Origin of the sequence: Colwellia demingiae (assembly GCF_007954275.1) — a bacterium.
In the GTDB taxonomy this organism is placed as follows: Bacteria; Pseudomonadota; Gammaproteobacteria; order Enterobacterales; family Alteromonadaceae; genus Colwellia; species Colwellia demingiae.
In genome coordinates this window covers 1-25,343 of record NZ_VOLT01000009.1, presented here as the reverse complement: position 1 = coordinate 25,343, position 25,343 = coordinate 1, and the positions used below count along the sequence as shown (strand labels likewise).

Here is a 25,343-nt window from a genome sequence, read left to right as displayed (position 1 = left end):
AGTACATGTTTATGAAATGTTCTGTATATATTGCAACAAGCGCAGATGGTTATATAGCAACACCCGATGGTGGAGTTGATTGGTTACATACGGCCGGTAATACTGATGCTGATATGGGTGAAAATTTAGATATGGGTTTTGCTGATTTTATCAATTCTGTTGATTGTATGATCATGGGCCGTAAGTGTATGGAAGTGATCTCAAGTTTTGATATTCCAGCCGAGCAATGGCCTTATCGTGACATTAAAATCTATGCTTTGAGTAATTCACTCACCCAACCCCCTGCAAACTTAGCGGGGAAAGTTGAAATGGTCGCAGGTGATATTCAAGCATTAGTTGATAAGCTGTCTGAGCAAGGGCTAAAGCATGCCTACATTGATGGCGGCGCAACCATTACCTCGTTTATTAATTTAAAGCTTATTAATGAAATGATTATTACCAGAGCTCCTGTACTGCTTGGCTCAGGCATTCCTTTGTTTGGAAAATTAAATCATAGCGTTAAACTCGACAATGCTGAGTCTGTTGCCTTTGCCAATGATTTCATTCAAGTCAAATACAACGTTAATTATACTTAACAAGCAACCTGCCCTAATGCCCCTTAATACAGGGATATAGGTAACGAAAGAAAAGCATTAAAGACACCTTCTTCTCGTTGCACCGTTGTTTGCTTTTACTTTACTCTTTGGCTTTGACTTTGGCTTTGGCTTTGGCTTTGGCTTTGGGGTTACTTTCCAATAACTCCAACAAAGTGGCCATAATAGAGTTTTTTACCAACCAAACGCTCTATTTCTGCTGCACTTGGATAGGTTGACCATTTAGTTGAACTTGCCTCTACGGCTTCAATGTTTACCCAAGTAAGATGCCAACATAACTCTTCTGCATTATCAGTTTTCACTAATATTTCGTGAGCAATAATATTTTCTTGCTCAGCATTTATTTCAATAAATAGTGACTCACTTAACGCGAGAACGCGTGCTAAGTTCGCTTCTTCAACCTCAAAAACTGCAAATTCAGTACATGTTGACATCTAATTTCCTCTTAAGCCTTAACTTTTAATACAGTAAAACTAATCTTCGCTACGATAGCCAGCCAGCTCAGTGCTTAAGCTAACACCTTGTAGTTTGAGCTGATTAACTCGTTGTAAGTAGGCAGCACCTTTTAACATATGCAAGGCTACATCTACTGCATAACGGCGAGTATAGTCTTCTAAATACGTACCTTTTACCCAGCTATTAAAGGCGCCTAAACTTGGACCTGCCCAAATTTGGTAATCCATTTCTCGGCCTTTTTCGCCAGTATTTGACCAGCGAGAGCTTAATCCTAAATACCAACGGAAAATTAGCGCCATTTTACGTTTAGGGCTAGATTGTGCTCGCGCTAACATTTCAGGATCACGTTCAGTGAAAAAGGCTTCAGTACCTGCCCAAACATCATCAAGATTAGAGCGAAATATTTGTTTTTCAATCTTAAGACGTTCATCAGCCGGAATAGCTTCAATTGAGTCATAGTTAATGTATAGCTCGTAAAGCTTCTTCGCTCGCATGGCGAACATTGAACCACGCTTAACTACTTGCAACTTTACGCCCATTTCAAACATATCTGCTGCAGGAGCCATAGTCACATCAGCCATTTCTACGCCCGCTAATAACTTGCGAGTATGTTCTGAAGCACCCGCCTCTACACAGGCTTGGTTTACTGAGCCAAGTACAATATAAGCTGAGCCCATATTAAATGCAGCTAACGCTGATTCTGGGGTACCAATTCCACCGCCAGCACCAACGCGTAATGCTGGAGAGAAATTATATTGTGCTTGAACTTCATCACGAAGCGCTATGATAGTCGGCAATAAGGTTAAGAAAGGTCGATTATCAGTATGACCGCCTGAATCCGCTTCTGCGGTAATGTCATCAGCCATAGGCACGCGTTTTGACAGCTCTGCTTGTTCTTGGGTTATCTTGCCTTGGCTAAGCAGTTTATCAACTAGCTTTTGCGGCGCAGGCTCCATAAAGCGTCGCCCTACTTCCGTACGAGATACTTTAGCAATTACCTTGTTACCAATATTAACGCTACCATCGCTATTTTCACTTAAACCCGCTAAACGATACCAAACAATATGCTCGGTTAACCCTAAGTAAGCTGAAGCTTCAACGGTTTTAACGCCAAGTTTTAAAAATCGTTCAACGGCGCCACGCTCTAATGCTTCTTCTGCAGGTGCATGAATCAAGTTCACCGCATAAGGTCCGTTTGGTAATTCTGCTTGAATACGTTTAATCGCATCTTCCACCGCATCAGGTACTAAACCTGCTGCGCCGAATGAACATAAAAATCCAGCTTTACCTAAAGCAACGACTAATTCAACGGAGGCGATGCCATTCGCCATAGCGCCGCCATGGTATGCGTATTTAACGCCATGCTGCTTTTTAAAAGCATCATCACCTAAATCTTGCGGAGTAAGTTTTTGAGCAAAAGCGACTACATCAGTATCACCCGTAGCTGCGGTAGTGTTTACCACTCCAAAACCATTAGCAGATTTTGCGACATAAACCGGCTTTGCTAAATCCATTAACGCTGACTTTATTTGCACGTCGTTACTGTTAACGTCGTTCGCGTTAACTTTCCAAGCCCAATCAATAGCTCTGGCATTATTAAAATCGATGTTTGACATATTCTTTCCTAATTCTTTTATTATTACTGTCATACCCGAAGTTGCTAGTCGGGTATCCATTGTTATTCATGTATATCAAACCGATGGATTCCCGCCAAGACAACGCGGGAATGACGGTTGAGAGGCTTGATTATTAACCTTTTCAGTACACCGCTTCCTATGATCTAAATCTCACGTTTATCGTCATACCCGAAGTCTCTTGTCGGACATGGCACGGATGCCACTTAATAGACAATGCATGGAGCATATTGTCCTGTATACATTTTCTAGCTATACAATATCATCGTACAGATCATTCCAATTGAGATTTGTCTTTTCTATTAATCTAATCTTCCAAGCCCGATTCCATTTTTTTAATACTTTTTCACGGGTAATTGCATTGACCATATCATCAAGTTGCTCAAAATATACTAGTCGCTTTACTTCGTGTTTCTCGCTAAAGCCACTTACAACATGATTCTTATGCTGCCAAATACGTTTTACTAAATTACTAGTTACTCCAACATATAAAGTGCCATTCTTTTCACTTGCTAAGATATACACACAGGGTTGTTTCATATTATCTTCCTTGATAACTGATTATTGCGCATTAGTGACAGTGGATTCCCGCCAAGACAATACGGGAATGACGGTTGAGAGGCTAATGTCTCACTATTAAGTAAACTATCTACCTATTTACGTCATACCCGAAATCACTTGTCGGACGTGGCACGGATGCCACTTAATAGACAATGCATGGAGCATATTGTCCTGTATCCAGTTTTATATTTAATCACTACGCTTCTACGATAGACAATACAATATCTTTTACTTCGTATATTCTTAGGCCATCTTTAGACAAGTTCGCATCGCCAATCAAACGTACTTCACCTTTCCCGTCAGCTCCGGCGGTTTTGACGATATCCGTAATATGCACATCTAATGACATTTGTTTGTTTAACGGCGTAATTTGACCACGATATTTCCATTTAACCAAAGTTGCTGGTGCGATAAATCTTGGGTTAGTAAATTGCTTACCTAAATCATTTTCTAGTGCATAGGTTTGCATTAATTCGATAACCGCTTCAACACCCAATGAGCCTGGCATTACTGGATCTTGATGGAAGTGATAACGGAAGAACCAATCGGTTGCATCAATAGTTCTTTCACCATAAACATACGCAACACTCGCTTTACCGCCGCCTTCAACGATTGAAACGGTATCAATAAAGTTCATTTGACCACCCGCTAATTTATAATGCGGTTTGTTCAATGGCGCTTGGTATAGAGGTAGATTTGAATTACTAAGATCAATCACCTTAATATCTGATTTAGGTGTATTGTTATCAACAAACCAAGGGTGAGTTACTTTACCGTTATCGATACCTAATTGGTTAGTTAACGCATCTGCACCAAAGTAACCAAAAACGGCCGTACCTTTGTAGAACAAGTCATGACTTTCTAATGACTGAGCAGCAGCACTTTCATTTTTAACATACAGCTCAAAAGTGAAGCTTTGTACTATCATACCGCCAGCCATAGTAGTGCTTAATAATACCGACTTATTAACAATAGTTTTATCACGTAAATCTACCTGTTTAATTAAGTCACCGCTGCCATCAAGGTTGCGGAAGAACAGATCTTTTTCTGGGTATTTAAGCGTGGTGCCCATATAACCCGAAATAAAGCCATTAGGTTGTAAGGCAATTTCCATGATGAGTGAATAAGGCATCCAGTTATTCACACTATTTTTTGTGAAGTACCATGCATCACTTGGCACATAGTATTCTGCGATGCAGCTAGAAGTCTTTTTAAGATCTAAACGCTCACCTTGCACTTCGACAACTTGTGTCACTACTTGTAAATCACCACATGGCGTGCGCGGTGGAATACGTCCTTTGTACACGTCAAAATCAGGACCAAAACATTTAGAAATATTACCCGTAGCAAATTCAAACATGTGCCATGGGGTAAATGGTGCTTGGTTAGGCACACGATTTTGTCCCGCTACCATTGGCGCTTCAAAATGCTGAATAGGTGTTACGCCTTTCTCTTTTGGCGCAGATAAATCAGACACAACTTTCATTAAAGCACGTTCAGGATGTTTAAATGGCGCTACGCCACGTTCATCCAGTTCAAGGTTAGCATCAACACTGTGTACTGCAGCACTTGTTGTTACTGACTTCATGTTACGAGATTTAAGCTTAACATTGTCAGGTAAAGTTACCGGATAGGGTGAGTTATCATCTTGTTCAGTGATCATCACTGATAAGTTTTTAAAATCAACAACCGCTTTACCATCAAGAATAATTTCGATATTCGCTTTTAAGAATGGGTAAGGCTGCATGCCCATTGCGGTTACTTCCATACGATACGTTAACGTATTGTGTTGTGGCAATACTTGGCCACGACAACGTACGGTTTGCGACTCACCTGGCATAGGCTGGAAACGTGCGTTATTTACATTCGCATGCATGCCTAATTTAAGCATTAAGAACATCGCCATTTGACCACAACCTTCACTCATTAATGAGCCGGCCATCACTTGGTCACCTTTAAAGTGACATGGGAAATACCAATGCTGTGGGTCTAAGTCTTTTTGACCTTCTAGCAAACCTAAGCCCCAATGGCCGCCTTTTGCATCAATTTTAGTAATGCGCTCTATCATTAAGAATTTCTTCGACGAGAACTTTAATGATGGGTTACGACCTTGTTGGTTATATTCTTCACCAAAACAACCCGCGACATCACCATCAACCAATTTCATCATGTCAACGTAATCGAAATGCTGCTTGGCTTGTTTCGCTTTATCAACATTAGTTATTAATGGTGTAAAATCACTTTTAACGGCATTGGCTAATTCAGCTTTATCTTTATCATTTAAGATTACGCCCTTGCCATCAGCAAGCTCTTCATCAGTGAAGAAGCCCGCACAACCATTACGCATGATGAGTACTTTTTTATCACCAACATAACAATCGTAGTGAAAGAAGAATAACAATTGCTCGCCGTTTCTCGCATATGAGTCGATATGGATTTCATAACGCAGTGTTTCACCACCAAAAGCCATTTCTTCTAAGAAAGTTAATTCACAATCCAGTAAACGATAAACACGTTCACCTTTGGCTTGAAAATCAATGCCAATATAAGAAATTAATAATAAATCACATTGGCCTGATTCAACCGATACTGACCAAGGGATTTGACCATCGATAAGAAACGGCGCATCAACGGGAATATCATACTCAGTGCACATGTATGATTTTTTATATTCATTTACAGTGGCTTCAAGCTCAGTAACACGCGATACCAATAAATAATCTGTGGTAGGTAAACGTACACGACGTGAATAGCTGTCGATAATTTTGAATTCGTCACCAAAAACTTTAGCGATATCACCTTCAGCAAATTCAACTAAATCGGCAGTGTCCCAAATAATTTCTTGAGGCTTATTAAAGCGCTCTTCAAGTTGTAATGGTGGATAGCTATAACCTGCAGGGCCTTTGATTTTAAAGCCTGATTCATTTGCCCAGCTTTCATTCGCAGCTTGTACATTTGAAGAGACAACCGAAAGTTCAGGTGCATGAGCACGTTCATTTACCGGCTCAGCTGCGCTTGCAGTTGATGTTGAAACATAAGCTGACCTTTCTACCGTGGTATGTGAACTAACGTTTGCTTGCATTTCAATCAATTTAGAAATCTGCTGACCTGCCATTTGGCGAGTATTTAAAAAAGCTTGATGTGTGGCTGTTTCTTGGAAAATTTCTTTACTTGCTTGATGTTTAACACCTGCAGGTACTTGCCTTTTGCTTTGCTTATTTGCAATAGCGGTATTAGTAACTTTCTTCACTTGTACTCCAGTAACGACCGTTGATCGTGTATGAGCTTGACTAGATAAATTAGTTTGCTGTGTGGCTTGGGATAACTGAACTTCAGAAGCCTTTGCTTCAGATACCTTAACTTCAGAAAGCTTAGGTTTAATGTTCATGACATTAACCGTCTGTTTAACCTGACGTAATGGTTGCTTAGTAAAAGCTTGTTTAATCGCCGCCATTGCCGGTGCTTTAACGTTGGCAATGATGTCTGCAAAAATGGCCTTGCCACCTAAGCTAATATTTTTTATTAATTTAGGGCGTTGCTTGCCTGTTGGCGCTGGTGCTGCTTGATGGGCTAACTTGCTCGATGACAAAATAAGGTGCGCACAGCTTTCGTCTTTACCTAAGCCATTGACTGCTATGTGAGACGCAACATCGGAAGCTTTAGAAGATTGGTCATCTAAAAGCAGCGCTGTTTTGATAATACTGGCAACACCACTGGCATTAAACGTATGACCAATATTACTTTTAACACTGCTAATCGCTTTGCCTGCATACAATGCAGGTAGCGCTTGAGCTTCTGCTGTATTCTCAGCACTAAAACCACTGGCATGTGCTTCAACACTGGTAATATCTGCGCTGTTAAGCCCTGCAATGTTCAGGGAAGCGATTGCAGCTTTAGTGATGGCAGCAGCATCTTTACCATTGGCAAAACTAACACCATCTATGGTGGCATAAATACTTTGCTCAGCAACTTGGATTACTTTAGACAGGGGTTTAACTACAAATGCACCTGCCCCTTCACCTACTTTCCATGTATTTTGGTCAAGTACATTTTCTGAGGTTGCTGAATTTGTTGAGACTGGGCCCTTATTTACTGCTCCATAGTGTTGTCTTAAGGTAATGTTTTCTACTGAACCAGCTAAATCAACCGAGGCAATGATCACGGCATCGATGTCTGATGTTTGGAATAAGTTTTCAGCCAATTCTACACAACGATAGACTGAGTTTTCTTCCGCAGAAAGCGTTATCGCTGGGCCCGTAAAGTCCCATAAGGCTGAAATACGTGACGCCATAATATTGCCAATAAACGAGGTATATTGATTAAGCTGCGCCGCATGAGCAACGCCATCTTTAGCGATATTGGTTAAGGTTTCACGTTGCTCAGACGTAAGCGTAACGCCTTGTTGTAATAAACTTTCTTCAATTTGTGTGCTTAAGTTAACGCGACCTCGGTATTGATGCAGCTCTAGTTCAATACCCATAGCAACAAGTACCGCAACGTTGCTACCTTCTTTCAGTCCTGCATCTTTCGCTGCATTATCAGCAACTTTCATCATCATCAGTTGCTGGGGAATTAAACAGTCTTGCTCGTTAGGTGGCACTTTGAAACGTAAAAAATCAATATCAAAGTTTTCAACATAGCCGCCTTGAGGTGCTTTAATAAGCTGCAAGGCATTCATTACATCAGTATCGTGATTAATGCCTTTCCAACGATTCGTCGGTAATTCTCTAAAAGTATTACCGTTAGTTTCGATAACCGTTTTAAAACTAGCAAGATCTTCAGCGCCACCAAAATGAGCATCCATACCAATAATGGCAAGCGGCTCACGTTTTTTGGCTTTTACCGTGATTGGTTCAAGTTGCTGTGTAGGCTGTTGTAAAACTAAGTGGGCATTAGAGCCACCAAAACCAAATACACTCACACCAGCGGTTCTTGGCTTGCTTGCTGTGTTAGCTTTCTTTAAAGGTACGGGCCAATCGATAGTGTCTGTTGGCATTTGTGCGCCGCCTAAGTAACCTTTTTTAGAGCTTAATGGCTCGTTTAAGTTAATGGTTGCGGGAATTTTTGCTTCATTGAGTGCCCAAATAGCTTTAGTCATACCCGGCATACCTGCCGCGGTAAGTAAGTGGCCTAAGTTAGACTTTACTGAGCCAAGCAAAGGCTTATTGCCGTTTTCTCTTGGGAAGCGACTAAAGAATGTATCCATAGAGCCAAGCTCTACGTTATCGCCTTTTGGTGTGCCCGTAGCATGACATTCAATGTAATCTACATCACGAGGGTCAACTGCCGCATCTTCATAAGCACGTTCATAAACCAGCACTTGTCCTTTGGTATTTGGACTAAGGACAAATTCACCTTTACCGTCATTTGATAAAGCACCGCCTTTGATAATGGCGTGAATTTTATCGCCATCACGTACCGCATCACTATGGCGTTTTAAGACCATCATGCCAGCGCCTTCTCCAGCAAATAAGCCCTGAGAGTTTTTATCAAACGGAGCATGAATATTGTTAGCTTGGTAGGCTTGAAAAATAGAGAATCCCATATTAACAAACATAGGATCAGAGCCAGACACTGCGCCTGCTAACATCATGTCAGCTTTACCGGTATGCAAGTAATCACAAGCCAATTTAACCGAATAACAGCTTGATGCACAGGCTGCGTCAAGCGCAAAGTGTGTACCACCAAGACCTGCAGCTTTCGCTAAAAGCGCCGCAGGATAACCCGCTACCAGCGCATTATCTGGATGAATATTGTTGCTTGCTATTTCAGTATCAGAAAAATGACTTAACTGAAAATCTTTATCTATACCGGCTTTTAATGCGTTATCGACAACTTGGTGATACAACGGCATAAATAAGTGATTAGACGATTTGGTTGGAAACGATAAGTTTCCTAAAATAACGCCACATTGCTCAAGCTTATCACTGCCCCAATAACCTGCGTCGGTTAATGCTTGTTGGGTAACATACAATGCCCACTTATTTAGATCATCTAGTTGATTTAGGTACTCTTCACTCAGCGGTGCGGTTAAACCAGCAGTGTTCTGAATAAATGAGGTAGCATCAAAATTGAAATCTCGAATATAACCACCGTGCACACAGTAAAATTTATCTGTGTCGCCTTTTTTTCCGGTGTATTTTTCAGGGTCAACACCCATTTGTTCTTTGGTTGCTTTACTGCGACAATCCTGTTTCTTCAGCAATTGCTGCCAAAATTCTTCTGGTGCAGAAGATCCTGGGAATAAATTAGCAATACCTACTACGGCAATATTTTCCATACTTTCCTCGAAAAGTTTATATTCTTTTTTAACGCTTTATACGCTATTTATTAGGCTATGGATCCCCGATTAGACACTTCGAGGATGACGATTGCAAGAGAAGTACCCTGCAAACCAGCGTCATATCCGAGGTTTATTGTCGGATATCCACTATCTCTTATATTTTCTTTTAAGCTTATGGCTTTTTCACGATAATTGAGCCATTAAATAAGCGGTGAAGATCTAGTTTCACCCCGTGACTAACCAATTTTGCAACGGCTCTTACATACGTTAACTCGTCACTTGTGCCTTTTGCATTCACTGGCACTGATACTCGTGCTTTATGAGCAACTTGATTAGGCTCTTGATTCGACTCTTTATTAGAAAGGCCATTCTTACTGATATCATCAAAATCTAAAATTTTATCTACCCAGCTGCACAACGAGCGTCCTGGTCCCATTTCAATAAATACCCGCGCACCTTTATCATGCATGGTGTTAATTAAACGGGGGAAATCTACTCGGTCACATAAACATTTAGCAACACTGTGAGCAATCGCTTTGCTCATTTGTGGTACGGGTAAATAACAAGAGCTTGAATACATTTTAGTTTTTAAGCGCGCAGTAACGTCCATGGTATAAAGTTCAACCATGTCGTCATATTCAATTTTTGCTGGTGCACTGTGAATTGCATTTGCCATGTTAAGTGGCATAGCACGTACACCCAATTTTTTAATAACGCGTAGACAATCGGCTGGATAACCACCAAGCAATAAACTGTCTGGCGTATTAACTATGGTGCAATAAACACGTTCTTCACCTTCACTGGCAGCGATAACTTCAGCTAACGTTGCTTTAATGGTGTAGGTTTCCCAAATCAGTTCATCATTGGTATGAGAAGGCTCAGGTAAGCCCCAATGCTCACGCAAAGTTAACAAGTCACCACATAAACGTTGATTAAAGGTATCTGAATTAGCTAAACGTGCGCTCATTAAGCCAGGTTGTTGCCATGCACCCAATGCAGCATACATACTGACTTCACCCATGCTGTAACCTGTAGCAAAGTCTGCTTTTACCTTAAAGACGTTTTCAAATACTTTAGTGAATACACACGCAAAACCAACGCCAGCTTCTGCAATATCGGCCAACTTACCACGAAGGTTTAAATCCAGCTGTTTTAATGCTTTAAAATCAGGACGAATTATTGAGCGAGGATTTAATAACTTATCTTTTAAACTTGCACCAATATCGTCGGCTAAGTTAGCAACATCTTGGTGTATTTCAGGAAAAAGGTGGAATAAATCACGCCCTAAACCGACATACGTTGCACCAATGCCTGGGTATAGAAATGAAACATTATTAGTGGATGTTGAATCCTTACCTGAATGAGTAGCTGAATGAGTAAATGACTCAATATCATTAACAGGGCTAGCACTAAAATAGCTGCCTTTTGGCGTTCGCCATTCTTGCTGTTTATTCTTATCAGAATTAACATCAGAAAATGTTAGAGGAACACCGGCTTTAGCGAGTTTTATTTCTTTGGCTAATTCTTCTATCGATTCACACAATAAGGCAATCGTATAACGACTACTATTGGCTTTTGACTGTTCAAAACGAGTTAAGGCAATATCTTTAAGGAGTGTTTTACTCTGCACAGACTTACTTTCAAGCTCAAGTTCATCTTCAAGGTCAATTAACTGGGTTAATAAAGTGGGTAGATCATTTGCGCCAATTAATACTAGCTGTAAATCACTACAGGCAATAAAACCATTACTGCGAATATCGCTTGCAGCATGTTTACCATCGACAAGACCAACCTGCTCTTCTTGCAAGATGATGTGACAATAATCATGCTTAACTGCTGAGTTATTTGCTGAATTCTTTGCTGAAACGGTTAAACAACTGTAGGCGCCAAGGTGGGCATTGCCATTAGGTTGTGGATACCATGGGCGTGCCTCTGTTGGAAAATAACAGCTTGAGTTTTTCCATTTTTCAAGTTCACTGGCTTCAGGTTGTTGCCAATCAGTGATGGCTGGAATATAACGTTGTTGCAACGCAATAACGCTGCGTAATAAACCTAATACTTCAGAAAACCCAGCACCTTCGCCGGTAACACTTCGTGCACAAGAGATAGCCGTGTTTAATGCTGCATTTCCATCTTCACTCATTAATGCTTCATTAGCACCATTTATTAAATAATGGCTCAATAAACCTTGTGTTTCAGCAAGCGCAGCTGCTTTATCTGATAACGCAGAAACTTCAAGCAAACCAATATCTGTTGCATTAACTTGCGCTTTATCTAACGCGGCAGCCGTAACACTGGCTATATCACTACCCGTGGCAAAACCTTTTACCCGTGAATACACGTAACAGTGATGAGTTTGTGCAAACGTCGCTGGTGCAAATAATAATGCAGCAATACCGCTACACGCTTGATAAGCGCTAAAGTTTTGATCATATGAAATGGTCGCCAGCTCTTGGCAAACATCACTGCTATGTTGCTTATCGCTGAAACTAAGCGCACTAGTAAATTGTAAATTAAGACCAAGCAAGGCTACCAAGAAGTTTTGCTCAATCAACGCATCTATTTGTTGAAGTGCGTTAGCTAACGAAGTAACAACAATAACATTTTCAATATCAATGACTGTATTTTCACTGTCGTGCATTAACACAACAGCTTTGATATCAGCGCTATTCACTTTGTTAGCACTTGCCATACGTGCAACCGCCGCTGAACAGCTCATATTGAGTGTTGTATTTTCCTTGTCTGATATTTCACTTTGACCTAGGCTCTTACCTGAAATTTTGCCAAGGTATAGCGCACGTTCAACACAATCAATATCGGTTTGAATGCTCTGCTGATTTTCAAACTGAGCATCTAAACCAATAATGGCAGTTTTATAATGATTATTAACCATTACGCACTGGCCTCACTTTTACCTTGTTTAGCTTTCGGTGCCTTTTTAGGTAGGAATAAGTCATTTAAGTTAGCACTAGCGGTCACTTTAGCTGACTTGATTACACTGAGTAATTGATTATTGTCATCAATCATTTCAATATCAGCCGTTAAAGAGCCACGTTGCTTTCCTTTGCCTGAACTTTTCACTACCGTTAATTTAAGGTAGAAGTTTTCACCAAGACTGACATCGCGGTATACCATCCAACTTTGTGTACTTGACGGTAAGCTACCTAAACCTAATTGCTTTTTAGCCCAAACTAACATGGCTTGATAAGCGATATCATTGGCAAAGATGTTCGAGTGTTCGCTTGCACTATTTAACGGACTAATCGGGAAATCGCCCTGCTTAATACTTGCAACTTCTGGTACTTGGCAATGCAATAATAGACCTTGCTCATTACACTCAAGTATTGCCTTAATCCCTTGCAGGCTTTCACCGTGGAATAAAGTACCATTAGTATATAAAGCGTTTGCATTTTCACTGCTCGCTTGTACTGCTTCTGGTAAAGCTTCAGGTAAAGCTTCAGGTAATATAAGTTCAACCGTTGGCGCTTCTTCTCTTGGCGCTTTAGCGACTAATGTCAACTGAGCGCCATAATGAAATACTAGTTTACCCTGCTCATTAGTACTTGAGATTTTAGTGTCTACTACTAAGCTTTCACCCTCAAATTGAGCAATCATATCGATTGAATATTCTGTTGCTTCACTGCCATCAAAGATGATGCCTTTAAACAACTTATAGTTTGCTAGTCCTTGATAATGAAATGCTGGATAAGCAACCATTGCTGCATCACTCATCCATGCAATGGCGCACACGGTTGGTAATACTTTGTCATCACCAATTGTGTGGTCAGCTAAAAAGGTATTGTTAGTCGCTAAAAGCGTTTTATTAACACGGGTAGTTAAGCGACTAACTTGTGGCTTTTTTACAGATGCATCCTTAGCTGTATCCTTCGACTTATCTTTAGAGAGGTCATTACCAACAAGGATTTGCGCACAACGGTTAGTATCTGCAACAAGTTCACTTACCAATAATTTAGCGCCTGCATCAAGTGGAATAATATAAACACCACGGTCGTTAAACATGCGTTTCAGCTCTGGTGTTACCATGCCACCATCCCAAGGTCCCCAGTTGAAACTTAATACTTGAGCACTTGGGTTTAATGCTTTAAAACGGTATGCCGTTTTATTTAAAATATCATTAGCGATGGAGTAATCAGATTGTCCTGGGTTACCGTAAAAACCGGCCGCTGATGAAAATAACACTAAGTGCTTAATGTTTTCTGCATTGGTTGCTGCTAATAAAGACAATAAACCATCTATTTTCGTTGTGTATACTGCGTTAAATTCTTCAAGCGTTTTTTGCTCAATAAACTTGTCCGCTAATACGCCCGCACCATGGATGATGCCACTTACTTGTAGAGAGCCTTGACCTAAGGTTTTTAGTAACGGTTGAACCGCAGCGCTAACACTTTCACTATTCGTCACGTCGGCAGCAGCGTAATGTGCTTGACCACCTGCAGCTTTAATTGCCGTTAATGTTTGGGCAATTTCACGATTAGCTAATACCGGACGTACAAACTGTGTCACTTTAACCGGTGTTGGTTTTTCGCCGCTTGCAATCAATGCTTGCATCGCTGCTTTTTTCAAAGCAACTTCATCACTAATACCTTGTGCCCAGCTTGGCTCGTTGGCATCAAAGGATGAACGACCTAATAAAATAAACTTAGCTTGGTACTGTTTGGCAATTTCGATAACACAATGTGCTGTAACACCTTTTGCGCCACCGCTTACCAAAAATACCGAGTCACTGTTAATTGCTGTGTTTGACCCTTTAGCAATTGGCGCTAGTGCATAACTATCGGTAGCAACACCTGATAGCGTTAGACGTGAGCCAATGTTATTGCTCAAGTTATCGGTATCATGTGCGACTTCAACAATACTACCGTCAATATCAAGTAACTCATCATTGATGATAGTGGCTGCTTTATCTGCTGCTAATTTACTTGATAAATCGATAATTCGACAGAAAACACTGCCTTCGCCAGCGTTCCATTCATGGTTGATGGTTTTAACTAAGCCCGCTAAACCCGCTTGAACTAAGTCTGCTTTAACATCGGCCTTCACTTGTTGCGTACCACTATCAGCATCGCCATTAGCAAATCCTAAAGCGCCACCTTGGCGCGTTACCACAACAAAGGAAGCACGTGCTTTGGCTGCCTTTTTAACATTCGACAATTTAGCTAATACGAAGGCTAACATTAGGCCTTGTTTTGCCGCTTCTGGGTATTCGATAGCATCAACAGTATTTGCTGCTTGTAAGTAAATAACTGCGTCTAATTGTGCTGTTTTATCGATGATGTCTTTTACTTGAGCTTCATCAAGTGTTTTATCATTAGTACCAATTTCAACAACATTTACTGCTTTAGCAAACGCTTTTTTCGAATCGCTAACCACCCAATTAGGTTTTAATGCCGTAACTTGCCAACCTGCTTTAATCAGTTGAGCACTTAACGCTACTGCTGTGCCACTGCCATCATCAACAACTAACGCGTTAGCGCCTGATTGTTTTCCTTCACCGGTGACATCTTGAACAATTTTGTTCACTGAAGATAATGCTGTTAGTTCAACAGTTGCACTCGGTGCGCCTTGAAAGTTAACCGCTGTTTCTACTAACTTATCAGTTGAAGGAACAGTGGCTTTAGCACCAGTCCCCTTAGGGTCAGTCGGATCCGTTGGCGATACTTTACTTTGCATATAACTTACGATTTCACCTAAGGTACGTAACTCAGCTAAATCTTCTGGATTAAGCTCTGGTAAGTCAGGAATAGTTTCCTGAACAGCACCTAAAATTTCAACACGTTTGATTGAGTCAATACCTAAGTCTGCTTCCATATCCATGGCTAACTCAAGCATTTCAGTTGGGTAGCCAGTTTTCTCTGCCACCACTGTCATCATTACAGATTGAATGTAATCTAAGTCGATTGCTGGAGCACTTTCAGTCGCTAGCGTATTTGTTTCAGCAGCTACCGTAACATCTGCAACGGGTGCTACTTTAGATTGCATATAACTTACGATTTCACCTAAGGTACGTAACTCAGCTAAATCTTCTGGGTTAAGCTCTGGTAAGTCAGGAATAGTTTCCTGAACAGCACCTAAGATTTCAACACGTTTGATTGAGTCAATACCTAGGTCTGCTTCCATATCCATGGCTAACTCAAGCATTTCAGTTGGGTAGCCAGTTTTCTCTGCCACTACTGTCATCATTACAGATTGAATGTAATCTAAATTGATTGCAGGAGCGCTACTTACATTAATTTGCACACTTTCATTGGCTGAAGCACTATCTACAGCAGCGACAGGCGCTACTGATACTTTACTTTGCATGTAACTTACGATTTCACCTAAGGTACGTAGTTCAGCTAAATCTTCTGGATTAAGTTCTGGCAAATCTGGGATAGTTTCCTGAACAGCACCAAGTATTTCAACTCGCTTGATTGAGTCGATACCTAAGTCAGCTTCCATGTCCATTTCAAGTTCAAGCATTTCAGTTGGGTAGCCAGTTTTCTCTGCCACTACTGTCATCATTACCGATTGAATGTAATCTAAATCAATTACAGGGGCGCTACTTACATTAGTTTGCACACTTGCTAAAGCTGTTGCAGGCGCTACTGATACTTTACTTTGCATGTAACTTACGATTTCACCTAAGGTACGTAACTCAGCTAAATCTTCTGGGTTAAGCTCTGGTAAATCAGGGATAGTTTCCTGAACAGCACCTAGGATTTCAACACGTTTGATTGAATCGATACCTAAGTCAGCTTCCATGTCCATTTCAAGCTCAAGCATTTCAGTTGGGTAGCCGGTTTTCTCAGCAACCACTTCCATCATCACATTTTGGATGTGAATTAAATCGATTGCAGGCGTGCTGCTTTCACTTTCATTCGCTGACGCACTTGATACACTCGCTACAGGAGCCGCTGATACTTTAGATTGCATGTAGTTAACAATTTCACCTAAGGTGCGCAGTTCCGCTAAGTCTTCTGGGTTAAGCTCTGGTAAATCGTTAATGATTTCTTGTACTGAACCTAAGATTTCAACACGTTTGATTGAATCAATACCTAAGTCAGCTTCCATGTCCATTTCAAGCTCAAGCATTTCGGTTGGGTAACCGGTCTTCTCTGCAACCACTTCCATCATCACATTTTGGATGTGCTGTAAATCGATGCTTGGCGCAACTGAGCTATCAACTAAATGAAGTGCTGGTGCACTGTCATTCGCTGACGCACTTGGAGCCGCAGCTTGTGCTTTTGACTTCATGTAGTCAACGATTTCGCCTAAGGTACGTAATTCAGCTAAATCTTCAGGGTTAAGCTCTGGTAAATCAGCAATGATTTCTTGTACTGAGCCTAATATCTCAACGCGCTTGATTGAATCAATGCCTAAATCGGCTTCCATATCCATTTCAAGTTCTAACATTTCTGTTGGATAGCCAGTCTTCTCAGCAACCACTTCCATCATCACTGTTTGAATGCGTTCAAGGTCAAGTGATGATTTCTGTACAGGAACAGCGATAGAAACTTCAGCTACTGGCGCCATCGCAACGGCTGTTGCTACTGATTGTGCAGGCGCATTTACTACCGGAGCACTTACTAAAGGAGAAGATACGGCGGCAGGTAATGGTTGTGTTGCAGGTGCCACTGACGCGGTTGGTTTAACAACAGGCGCTTGTGTCACTACACTTTTAACAGCTGGTGCTTGAGGCGCAGTTGGTGATGTTTTAACTACGTTAGCAGTCACCGATGCATTACTTTCAGAAGTAGATAACATCGCTGCCATATTATCTGTTTGGTTATTCAAATATTGCTCATGAACACGCAACGTTTCTGATTGGAAGTCATGATACATACCTAAGGTACGGTCTAAGCTTTCAGGTAACTCACCTGCTTCTTGGGTGCTAAGTACTGCATCAAAGGTTTTTGCATAGTCTTTTGGACCTTGCATATATTGTTCATGTACGTTTAATAACTGCTGTTGGTGATCAACAAACTGACTAACGCTACGTTCAATACTATTTGCTACATCGTTCGCATTACTTGTTATTGGTGCAGTAATTTGACTACCATCTGCAGCTGTTCCGTCAGAGACTTTCCCATCTGAAGTAACGTAAACAATTTTCTCAACTTCAACAATGCGTTCTACTTCAACGATTCTCTCAACAATTTTTTCAACCACTTGTGGCTCAGGCACAGCAACAGGTACTGACGTTGCTTGTTTAATTGTCCAGCCGTCATTTAGTGCATCATCAAATGCTTTTTTAGTTTTAGGGCTAACATAAGATGCGCCAGTTAGCTTCATTGCTAGTGGTGACATTTTAGGTGCAGATAATGGACGCTTAACTGCTGAATACGGGTCAATCTCTGTAAGCTCTAAACCAAGTACCGCCATTTGCACTGCCGCTTGACGCATTTGCATATCAGCCGATTTCTTTGGATTAGCATTTACGGCAATAGCAACAACGTCTTCTTTATCTTTTAAGATATTTTCAACAAGCTTGGTTAATACATTTTTAGGACCGAATTCAACAAATACTCGTCCGCCATCAGCGTAAATATTGTCAATTTCTTCGTTAAAGTGCACTGACTCCAAAATATGGTTTTTCAGTGATTTTTTAATATCCGCAGCTTTATTTGAATGCGCTTTTGCCGTGCCATTTGAATAAACAGGTACAAGAGGCTTATTAAATTTAGCGTTATCGATAGCATCGCTAAATGGTTTTTGAGCATGGCCCACAAGTGGCGTATGGAACGCGGCAGACACTGGTAATGGTACGACTTTATAGCCTTTGCCTTTCAGCTCATCGATAGCGATTGCTATTTGAGTGCTTACACCGGCAACAACTACTTGGTTATTAGAGTTGTAGTTTGCAATAGAGATATCTTTGATGTCTTTAATATCATTAGCAATATCAGTTGGACTTCCGACAACGGCAATCATAGTGCCCGCATCGAACCCTTCTGCAGCCTCACCTGTAGGTGCTGCCATTGCTTGACCACGACTACGTGCTAACATCATATAGTCACTATCACTTACTACACCAGCAGCCCAAAGAGCGGTTAATTCACCAAAGCTATGCCCCGCAGTAAAGTCTGCCTTAAAACCGGCATTAGTAAACGCTTTATATAGACCAACACTTAAGGTGCCAATTGCAGGTTGTGCGTGTTGGGTTAAACGTAAAACTTCATCTTGCGCTTTACGTGCATCATCACTAAATACAGGAATTGGATACGTTGTCGGGGTTAATTGACCTAAACCTGCTTGTGTAAACTCACTATCCATATCTGCAGCAGCTTGCATTACGCTTGGGAAGTTACAAGCAAGCTCGCGGCCCATATTTACGTATTGTGAGCCTTGACCAGAGAATAACGCAACCACTTTTCCGCTAACTGACAAGCCAGACTTACGGTAATAAATACCCGTTGGCACTGACCATTCTTCACAAGGAACGGCACTACCTGATTTGGCTTGAAATTGCTTCAAAGCACCTTCAATCATTTTGATTGCTTCATCAGCATTTTTTGCAACAAAACCACAGCGAGCTAAATCAACCGCAGGTGTCGTTAAAGTGTTTTCAACAACTAAGGCGTTAAAAGCGTAGGGTTGATCATCTGCTTTAACACTTAATTTAGTTTTCCAATCCGTTAATGAACTCACTAATGCTTGTTCGTTAGCCGCTGTAACTAAAAGTGTTTGTGGCACTGCATTTAAGCGATACTGACCTTGTGCTTTTGGCGAGTATTCTTCTAATACCATGTGGTAGTTAGTACCACCAAAACCAAACGAACTGACACCTGCGCGACGTGGTAAACCATCTTCACGTGCCATCCAAGGACGTGTTTCGCTATTTAAATACATTGGACTGTTTTCAATGTCTAACGAGGTATTAGGCTGGTCGATATGTAGTGTTGCTGGTAGCACTTTATGATGAAGGGCTAATACCGCTTTTATCATACCTGCTGCGCCAGCGGCCGCTTTAGCGTGACCAATTTGAGACTTAACAGAGCCTAAAGCGATATGTTGCTTTTGTTCGTTATCTTGAGAGAAGTGTTTAACTAAGCCGCCAAATTCTGCTGCGTCACCTGCTTTAGTGCCAGTACCATGCGCTTCAATCATGCCACAGCTTTTTGGATCAAAACCTGCATCTTCATAAGCACGCTTTAACGCTTTAGCTTGACCATCTGGGCGTGGCGCATAAATTGACTTAAAGCGACCATCGCTTGAAGTACCAATACCTTTAAGTACGGCGTAAACTTTATCACCATCACGTTCAGCATCTTCCAAACGCTTGAAAGCCATCATACCGATGCCTTCACCAATCATCATACCTTTTGAATCATTATCAAATGGGCGGATGTCTTCACCTGTTGTAAAAGCAGGCGTTTTTGAAAATGACATATACATAAATGGTGAATTGTCACAACAAACGCCACCAGAGATCATTACTTCAGATCTGTGCTCAAGTAAATCAGAAATCGCCAGTTTTATTGCAGCAAGCGAGCCTGCACAAGCAGCATCAACAACACAGTTAGTACCACCAAAATCAAAACGGTTAGCAATACGACCAGAAATAACATTGCCTAACATGCCTGGGAATGAGTTTTCTTCCCAACCGATATAGGCCTTTTTGAACTTTTCAATGATCATAGCGCGATCAGCTTCTTCAACACCTGACGCTTTTAACACTTTCTCTAATACTGGGCCTTGCAAGCGAGAAGTTAATGGAGAAATTTGTTTCTGTCCACCACCTACACCTAACGTAATACCTACTTTGTCACGATCGTAACCAGACCCATCACCAATACCTGCATCGTTTAATACTTCACGTGCAACCACTAAAGACAATAACTGAGCAATATCAGTTAACTCTAAAATGTTTGGTGGCAAACCAAATTCCATTGGATCGAAGTCTATCTCAGGTAAGAAACCACCACGTTTACAATAGGTTTTATCTGCCTCTTTTGGATCGCTAGAGTAATAATCATCCTTTGCCCAACGGTCACTGGGTACATCTTTAATTGCATCAACTGATTCAAAAATGTTGTCCCAATAGTTTTCTAAGTTCTTTGCATCAGCAAAGATAGACGCCATGCCAACAATGGCAATAGGACATTCTTGTAAACGTGAATTAAACGCTTTTTCGTCTGCTTCATTCGTTACAGGGTTATTAGATGTGCTTTGTTTTTTAGCCATTATGGTTTCTCTAAAGTTGTTATTTGCTTGCATCTTCGTTATCCGTTTTGGTATCACTACCGTGAAAGTTTTTTGATGAGAACAATGTTGTTGCCTCATCAGGACTTTCATTTAATAAACGAAAACGACTTAAAAATTCATTATAATTTCCCGCTAAAATTCGGCGGATATGAAAAGGGGCTTTGGTGAGTACGTAGCTCATATAACGGCTAGCGGCTTCACTTTCATTACCATCGTAAATATCAACGTAGACCCAACCTGACTTAGGATCATTGGCGATTAATAAACGACGTTTACATTGTTGTTCTTTAGAACTGTCTGAAAAATTAGGTATTTGGGTGACTTTTACTTGCACCACTTGATCTTCACTCAAATCGTTATCGCGGTTTAACACTTCACGCATTGCTTTTGGGGAAAGATCTGAAATGAGTTGCTGATGTGCTTGGGTATCTTCTAGCAATACTTGCACTGTTGTAGCTTCAGGAGATGTGGTTTCATCTTCATCATTGCTCTCACCATTACCTTCCGCATCAACTTCCATATCAGCAAGACGAGAAACACCATGACGTTTTAGACATCGTTGTAGGCCTGCACGCGAGACACTGGCGTTAATAAATAATTTACACACCACAAGTAATTCATCAAGAGATAGTAATAAGCGTGTTCTAAGCTCAACCACAACATACTCTTGTGCTTCACTTAAGGTGGTATTTAGTTGTTTTGGTACGTTAGACGCATCAGCAAGGGATGCTCGTTTACGCCATTTACGGATGGTAGATTCTGAAACCTTTAATAAGCGTGCAAGCACAGCCGTGGGTAGGTCAGATTCATGGATGAATGCTCTCATCTCTGGCGTAGTGGTTGCGTTAGCGTGTTGAGTAGATGCAGTTTTTGGTTGCTTGATCATTTTCATCCATCTATTTTATTCGTACATTTTATCCAGAGTATTATACCCGTTCTACTTGAAGATGCAGGATTCAGCTGGAACTAGAAACGCCTTTAGGCAAGGCATTGATTGAAGAGAATAGTTATTCTATTGTCGAAATCAATAACGCAGCATAAAGCGTTTATAAACCACTTAACGCGGCTAATATACACACGTTTCAAATCCAATACAATCACCCGATACAAGCTTTTCTAATTTATAGACTAAGGTATGAGCTGAACTGTTCCACCAGTTTTCTATAAATCGGTTCTATTACGAAAGAGTTAGTATAAATTACTATCACTAATGACAAACAGCGGGTTTGCGCTATATCAAACAACTTAAAAAAACTCATAAAAACGAATTACCCTCTGTACTGTTTATGATAAAATATCGTCTCACCAGGTGAATAACGCAATAAATCAACAACACAAGCTACCGATACTTTTATGACCTCTTTTTCTCAATCTGAACTTTCCACTCGAACAAAAGAAAAGCTCGACCTTGCTACCAATGAAATTCATATATGGGTGACCAAACCGGAGGAGTTACTCGGTAATGATGAGCTATTATCAACTTATTCAACATTACTCACGGCTACCGAGTTGGCCAAACAGCAACGATATAAGTTTGCTAAAGATAGACACGATGCCTTGATTACTCGTGCTTTCATACGCGATTTATTATCTTATTATGCTGATGTAGCACCGCAAGATTGGCAGTTTGAAAAAGGTAATAAAGATAAACCTGAAGTGATTAATTGCCCACTACCGCTACGTTTTAACATCAGCCATACAAAAAATCTTATTATCTGCGCAGTAACGCTTGAAGATGATATCGGTTGTGATGTTGAAAACACCGGCCGCAATAATAATGTATTAGCGATTGCTGAACGTTATTTTTCATCTAAAGAAATAGATGAACTTTTCGCACTGCCAGAAGCACAACAACGTAATCGCTTTTTTGATTATTGGACATTAAAAGAGTCTTATATTAAAGCTTGGGGTTTAGGTTTAGCGATACCGCTCGCTGATTTTAGTTTTGAAATTAACGATACAGAGCATAATCATAATGATCTATTTACTATCAAACAGGACATTAACTTAAGCTTTGCTGAGCACAGAGTAGATGAACCACAAATTTGGCGTAGCTGGTTAGTTTACCCAACTGCTGCCATTGATGAAAAACAAGAACACCGTATCGCTTTATCATTAAGAACAAAAAGTGATAATCAAAAAACTGACTACCAATTACGTTTTTTCAATACCCTACCCTTGCTTGGTTATCAGGAAATCTAAAACTACTTTTATTAAGTTTGTTGTGCGTAGGAAAAACAAATCAATGCAACGCATGCTTGCCATATTTTAACCGCACAATAGTTAATTAAGATTTAGATAAAACGCGACTTAGGCAACTACGTCGCGTTTTTTATTTAAGTGACTAAATGAGTTTAATAAAAGTAATTTTAATAATAAAATAGTCTTACTCTTTATTTTGAAATATCTGTGTTTTTATACAATCCACCTTAATGCCTTCTTTCCACGACAAAGCAGGAATAATGCCGCCTTTCACACATCGACCACTTAGCTCAGTATTTTTAACTCATTGATCTATAGATAACATTCAAGTAGTCTCTGCTCATTATAAAATTATGGACGATTTTCCCCAGCTTGTAGAAAGAAGGAATTTTGCCTCATATTAAACTGTTATGAGTTTCTCAAGGTTGGAGTACAAATTTGGATAGAGGTGTTATAGCTTCCCCGGGAATCATTCAAAGACTTCCGCAGGGATTTAAAATGGAACGTAGCCTTTCACCTGAGGAACTACGTTATTATATTATGTATTGGGATAAAGTTGTTATCCCAGGTAATAATCTTGTTTATATTGGTCTTCCCGATGAGGATATATTAATTCAATCAGGAGCGATCGAAAGACCTAAAGTTGGTTTCTCTGGAAGTTTTGGTGGTGACCAAGTCACAGATGCAATTTTGTCTTGTCAAAGTCTAGTGGCAAAGGAGTTAGTTAAAGATAAGTCTGTTGACTGGGTGATACACCAATTAGGAAGTGAGTGTTCTTTTCCTAACGGCTACAACCAAAGACGAAACATAATAAGAGTTGATTTGGCTTCTATTTTACCTGTGCCCGACAAAGACACCAACATATATGAAATTTTAGAATTTAAAGAAAACCGAAAAGATGAATTAAAAAATCTTCATAATCATTTAGATTCATTATATGAACTTGTGCTTACTGCCCCAGATTCAGAATTGGCTGCCAAAAAGTCAATGTCTGAGTTAGCTAGCGTTATTTCAGACTTGACTGTGGTAACAGCTGAAAAGTTTACAAAAACAAGAAAATTCGATTTATCCACTGAATTAAATTTAAGTGGTAAAGATATTGCTATTGGGATGGCATCTGGTTCATTAATTGATTTTTTTGCTCTTGGTATGGATATTCCCCTAGCTACAATTGCGGGGGCAATAATTTCTACAATTAAGGTTACTTCAAAAGCTACTAGTACATTCCAGCCAGCCGCACATAATTCTAAACTGGCTTATTTGTCTACGGCAATTAATGATGGTTTAGTAGTGTAAACTCATAACAAGTTACTCTAACGGACGCTAAACAGTTGGCTAGCACTCGTTCCTCGCACATTTTAGCCAACTATTTCGCGCCGCTTAGTAAGGCGTTAAGTTACTAAGGAAGGTTATGTATATTTGGAAAGTATCACCATTAATCGAACAATTAAAATCTGAAAGTTTAAGTCAAAAGGAACAATTAAAGTATTTTTTAACTTATGGCATTCTTATGACTTTAGCTACAGACCCGCTTTTAACTGTAGGTTTAGAGTATGGATTCTATGACGCTATAAATACTGTAATTATGAGTTTAATGACAATTATTGGAGTTGTTTACTGTTATAAAGTTAATAAATCGACTGATGATAAAGATTTTATTCTTAGATTTGTAACTTTAGGTTTACCTATCACTGTTCGCTTAATCGTTTTGACACTTGTAATTGGTATTTTCTGGGGAGTAATTGACGCTATTTTTATTGATTCTTTATATTTAGAAGAAAGCGAAACATATCAAACAACAATTGTAGATGTTTCACTTACCAGTATTTTAATCGTTGTTTATTACTATTATTTTGCAAGTAAATTAAAGCTATTTGCTAAGTAGTAACTTAACAAGCTGTTAAAGCAGGAAAAAATACAGTTGACTGCTTTCGTTCCTCAACATTTTAGCAAACAAATTTTTAGCCCCTTAACGTGGGCGTTATAGGTTTCATAAGGATTGTGTACATTGAAGATTTTATCCCCAATTTTAATACTTGTTTTTTTATTAATTTCCTCAGATAGTTTTGCTAAACAGGGATCTAATAATGATTCTAAAAAATATGCTATAAATAAAGAAAAAAAGAAGCTGATGTTTAAATGTGATGGTAGGCAACATTGTTCTCAAATGAGATCCTATGATGAAGCTAAGTATTTTATTAAGCATTGTCCTAATACCAAAATGGACGGTGATAATGACGGTATTCCGTGTGAAGGGTACAAAAAAACAGGTGATTAAACCTATAACAACACGCCCTGAGGTGGACAACAAGTTTAAATTAGCTATTTACCGCAAATTTTAACAGTGGCGAGCCTCTTCGTTTTAATGCCTTTAAATATTTTGATTCGTCGTAGGGTGTATTGGTTTTC

At 40.1% G+C, this 25,343-nt stretch carries 11 protein-coding genes and 1 pseudogene; 5 read left to right on the top strand and 7 right to left on the bottom strand.

Annotation, left to right across the window (positions count from 1 at the left end; translation table 11 throughout):
• Nucleotides 1-11 precede the first annotated feature (11 nt).
• Nucleotides 12-575, top strand: coding sequence for a dihydrofolate reductase family protein (locus tag ESZ36_RS16230; protein WP_146789814.1), 564 nt, complete (start codon nucleotides 12-14; stop codon nucleotides 573-575).
• Between the two features lie 149 nt (nucleotides 576-724).
• On the opposite strand, the gene ESZ36_RS16225 is transcribed toward ESZ36_RS16230, so the two are convergent.
• The 7 genes from ESZ36_RS16225 to ESZ36_RS16195 form a co-directional block, all read right to left on the bottom strand.
• A complete protein-coding gene (locus tag ESZ36_RS16225; RefSeq protein WP_146789813.1) occupies nucleotides 725-1,027 on the bottom strand; it encodes a hypothetical protein in 303 nt (100 codons plus the stop codon).
• Between the two features lie 39 nt (nucleotides 1,028-1,066).
• On the bottom strand, nucleotides 1,067-2,665 hold the full coding sequence (locus ESZ36_RS16220; protein ID WP_146789812.1) for a PfaD family polyunsaturated fatty acid/polyketide biosynthesis protein: 1,599 nt from the start codon (nucleotides 2,663-2,665) through the stop codon (nucleotides 1,067-1,069).
• 270 nt (nucleotides 2,666-2,935) lie between these two features.
• Nucleotides 2,936-3,223 (bottom strand): GIY-YIG nuclease family protein, encoded by a 288-nt coding sequence (locus ESZ36_RS16215; RefSeq protein ID WP_146789811.1) that lies wholly within the window; start codon nucleotides 3,221-3,223, stop codon nucleotides 2,936-2,938.
• Between the two features lie 217 nt (nucleotides 3,224-3,440).
• Nucleotides 3,441-9,524: a beta-ketoacyl synthase N-terminal-like domain-containing protein gene (locus ESZ36_RS16210; protein WP_146789810.1), complete on the bottom strand. Its 6,084-nt coding sequence runs from the start codon at nucleotides 9,522-9,524 to the stop codon at nucleotides 3,441-3,443.
• A 175-nt stretch (nucleotides 9,525-9,699) separates the two neighbouring features.
• Nucleotides 9,700-12,420 carry a PfaB family protein gene (locus ESZ36_RS16205; protein WP_146789808.1) on the bottom strand — a complete coding sequence of 907 codons (2,721 nt, stop codon included), beginning with the start codon at nucleotides 12,418-12,420 and terminating at the stop codon, nucleotides 9,700-9,702.
• Nucleotides 12,420-20,711 (bottom strand): type I polyketide synthase, encoded by an 8,292-nt coding sequence (locus tag ESZ36_RS16200; protein ID WP_146790067.1) that lies wholly within the window; start codon nucleotides 20,709-20,711, stop codon nucleotides 12,420-12,422. Before ESZ36_RS16200 ends, ESZ36_RS16205 begins: the two co-directional genes overlap by 1 nt.
• Before the next feature lie 19 nt (nucleotides 20,712-20,730).
• Entirely contained in the window at nucleotides 20,731-21,618 is an 888-nt protein-coding gene (locus tag ESZ36_RS16195; RefSeq protein WP_170235863.1) for a helix-turn-helix domain-containing protein, read from the bottom strand.
• A gap of 467 nt (nucleotides 21,619-22,085) precedes the next feature.
• Here ESZ36_RS16195 and ESZ36_RS16190 point away from each other — a divergent pair, with 467 nt between their 5' ends.
• The 4 genes and pseudogenes from ESZ36_RS16190 to ESZ36_RS23140 form a co-directional block, all read left to right on the top strand.
• The gene (locus tag ESZ36_RS16190; RefSeq protein ID WP_146789804.1) at nucleotides 22,086-22,934 is read left to right on the top strand and encodes a 4'-phosphopantetheinyl transferase family protein; all 849 of its coding nucleotides are present in this window, start codon (nucleotides 22,086-22,088) and stop codon (nucleotides 22,932-22,934) included.
• Between the two features lie 438 nt (nucleotides 22,935-23,372).
• The gene (locus ESZ36_RS16185; protein ID WP_146789802.1) at nucleotides 23,373-24,230 is read left to right on the top strand and encodes a DUF6236 family protein; all 858 of its coding nucleotides are present in this window, start codon (nucleotides 23,373-23,375) and stop codon (nucleotides 24,228-24,230) included.
• A gap of 115 nt (nucleotides 24,231-24,345) precedes the next feature.
• A complete protein-coding gene (locus ESZ36_RS16180; RefSeq protein ID WP_146789800.1) occupies nucleotides 24,346-24,819 on the top strand; it encodes a hypothetical protein in 474 nt (157 codons plus the stop codon).
• Between the two features lie 249 nt (nucleotides 24,820-25,068).
• Nucleotides 25,069-25,212: pseudogene (locus tag ESZ36_RS23140) on the top strand (excalibur calcium-binding domain-containing protein); the annotation flags it as partial.
• Nucleotides 25,213-25,343 lie beyond the last annotated feature (131 nt).